Consider the following 2947-nt stretch of genomic DNA (forward strand, 5'->3'; position numbering starts at 1 on the left):
AATATTAAAAATTTAGGTTGGTAAATGCTCCTTTAACAAAAGGTAATTCCAGAATTGCTTTTTCATCAGCAACACTTGGATCATTTAAAACAAATCTTAATCGAGTAACACAGTGGGTAACTGAAGCAATGTTTTGCGTTCCACCCACTAGTTTAATCAGATCACTAACAGCCTGTTTGTTTACAACTACAGCCATAAATCTTCCTTTAAACTAAAACATTTAGCGACGATATACATCTTTGTACGACTAAGCTAGTATGTGCCGGAGAGTTTTCTTTACTTTGATAGAAACCAGAAAAAGTTGTCTTTGTTTGGTTAGGCTAGCTGTGCTAGCTTTTACCTAGCTGTTACTTCCCTCTATGTGGCTTTTGAAGCTCATTTGTCTTTTAAAACTCACTTGGCTCTTGAAGCTCACTTGGCTCTTAAGCCTCTACTTGGCTTTGAGGCTCTACCTAGCTTTTACACAGTCTCTACGCAGTTGTATACGTCTTCACTTATCTACCTAAAATTTTTCTAACCAAGAAGCTATACGTACAGCTATTCGGATATATCTGTATATATAGGTTCTTAGCGATTTCCACTTAGTATAGACTTTTTTTAATTTTATGCTACTTGATTATTCTGATCTGTGACCTACGTCACACTTTTTGCAAGCTTTTGCCAACTTTTGTGAACTTTTGCAAATAAAAAAGTGGGGTTATTTAAGAGTATGCCTCAATAAATTTAAGGCAAAGGAGATTGTTATTGCGAATTTATTCGCAATTTAATCATTTTCTATCAGGTCATTATTGGGGAATTGATACCCCATAATCAATAAACTTTCCAAATGGGTTTCCATATTAGCAATATTTGGTAAATCTCCCCAAATAGTAAATCCTAGTTTTGTAAAAGCTTTGACACTTGCTTGGTTGCCTTTGAAGACAAAGGCTAGTAAAGTCTGTAAACCAATTTCTGGCATTTTGTCTTTAACAAAAGTAACGATTTGCCCAGCAAGACCTTTACCTTTTACTTTGTCATCAAGGTAAATACTAATTTCTGCGGTTGTACGATAAGCAATACGTCCGTAGAAAGGAGACAGGGTAAACCAACCCACAATCTCTTCAGTTGTAGTATCTACTACCACCCAAATTGGGTAGTTTACTTGCTCTAAATGAAAATCAAACCAAGCTTGTCTTTGTTCTACGGTTACTTCTGTTAAGTCAGCAGTAACTGTACGACAAGCAATACTTTGATTGTAAATCTCGACAATACGCGCAAGCATTTCTTTGCTTGCAAGGATAAACTTATAACTCATCTTATAAAAAACCTATGTTTTGTTATTTTCTACTTAAGTTAGTATCTACTTAAGTTAGCCTCTATTTAAGTTAACCTACACCAGTTAACTTCAATCCTGCAGATCCCCACCTATCCCACCCCCAAAGTAGCAAAGTATAATACGGAAGAAAGCTTAAATTTTTTCACGCTACTTTTTTCGGTCTTCTCAACTTTACTTAAATCCAATTATCCCCTCTATCGAGGTGATTTAGTATTTCAAGGTATTCCTTTAGCCTTTCAAGCTGTTTTCTAACCTTCAAGTTGGTTCATAACACTCAAGTTGTTTTCATAACCCTAAAGTAGGTTCACTTAGCTTTTGTAAGAGATTTCTTTATCCCCTCAAGCTAATTTACTTTACATGGGTTACAACTTTAAGTAAACCTTAAGTTAGATCTAAGTCAATTCAAATCAGGATTTACCCCGAACTTTTAAGCTTTTTAACCCCTTTAATTAAAAGATAATTTTTTATAAAACTATCCCAAAATATGCTTGTCTAATTAATTGTAAGAAAAGTAAATAAATTATTTATCCGAATAATTCCTTACTTTTCTTTAGCTTAGATTTTTAAAATGCCCCACATTTTAAAAATAGGTTCACTTGCTAAATTACTTAACTAAGTAATTTAGCAATGAGTTAAACAAGTCAAGTAAATTAGGAATGGATTTCCTTTTACTCTTGTCTTTAACGAAAGAACTTTTCCTTTGTAAAGAGTTTAACTTAAAGTGCTACTACTATAAAGAATAATATTCTATCTCAGCCGTAGGAATTTACTTTATAAACCGTAGACTGCAAGTTATCTTTACACTGTAGACAACTAAGCAAGATCTACTTTGAGTGTGATCTAAACAACTTATAAGCTTTTGCTAGTTACTCTCTTACCTTTAAGGAAAATAGAGAGACCTTAGAAAGTCAAAGTATAAACTGCAAATTAGGCTCGTCCCTAATAAAATCATATTCCTCATTTGTAGTTATATGGAGTAACTCGCAAGAAGCGCCTTTTACACTTTAAAACACAAAGCAATGGTCATAATGGTAGTAATGAAAGGTAGTAGTGATTGCTGGTATAGGTTAACACCTGATCACAATACCGTAGTAATACTATAGTAGAGAAAGAGATGTAAACTTATTTCTGGTTTTAGGCAACAAGATAGAAGTAAACATCAAAAGCCTCTCACACTAATCATGCTTCATTATGAGGTTACACATAAATCAACGCTTTAAAAAGATTCTTCTTAAAGCGCTAATAAAGAGGTAAATTATTATGAATAACGCACAAGTTAAAAAAGTACTTTCTAACGTATTATCTGGAGCAGTTGCTTTTGCTCTAATCACTTTAGCGGTAGTTAATTTCTAATTTACTACAGCTCCATAGTTATCTTCATAGGTAATCAGTTCTATTATAGTCCTTAACTCTTCCTAAACATAGGAAGGAAATGTTTTTACGACCTTGCCAAGAGGTCGTTTTTCTTTGTCTAAATTTATTTTAACCCCTCACCAATTCAACCAATTCAACCAATTCAACCAATTCAACCAATTCAACCAATTCAGCTAGGTCTCTGCTTCATCTCTGCTTCATCTCTGCTTCAACTCTGCTTCAACTTTACTTCAACTCTGCTTCAACTCTGCTTTAACT

At 33.7% G+C, this 2947-nt stretch carries 2 protein-coding genes; both read right to left on the reverse strand.

Features of this window, described 5'->3' with window-relative positions; all coding sequences use genetic code 11:
• Positions 1-4: 4 nt before the first annotated feature.
• A complete protein-coding gene (locus CKF54_RS03005; protein WP_119524805.1) occupies positions 5-196 on the reverse strand; it encodes a PTS transporter subunit EIIB in 192 nt (63 codons plus the stop codon).
• A gap of 567 nt (positions 197-763) precedes the next feature.
• Positions 764-1294, reverse strand: coding sequence for a GNAT family N-acetyltransferase (locus CKF54_RS03010; RefSeq protein WP_119524806.1), 531 nt, complete (start codon positions 1292-1294; stop codon positions 764-766).
• Positions 1295-2947: the final 1653 nt, after the last annotated feature.

Origin of the sequence: Psittacicella hinzii (genome assembly GCF_003585885.1) — a bacterium.
Lineage (GTDB): Bacteria > Pseudomonadota > Gammaproteobacteria > Enterobacterales > Psittacicellaceae > Psittacicella.

Bases quoted from the DNA above. Each gene is read 5' to 3' on its own strand.
- CKF54_RS03005 (WP_119524805.1), bottom strand. From the start codon at position 196: ATGGCTGTAGTTGTAAACAAACAGGCTGTTAGTGATCTGATTAAACTA.
- CKF54_RS03010 (WP_119524806.1), bottom strand. From the start codon at position 1,294: ATGAGTTATAAGTTTATCCTTGCAAGCAAAGAAATGCTTGCGCGTATT.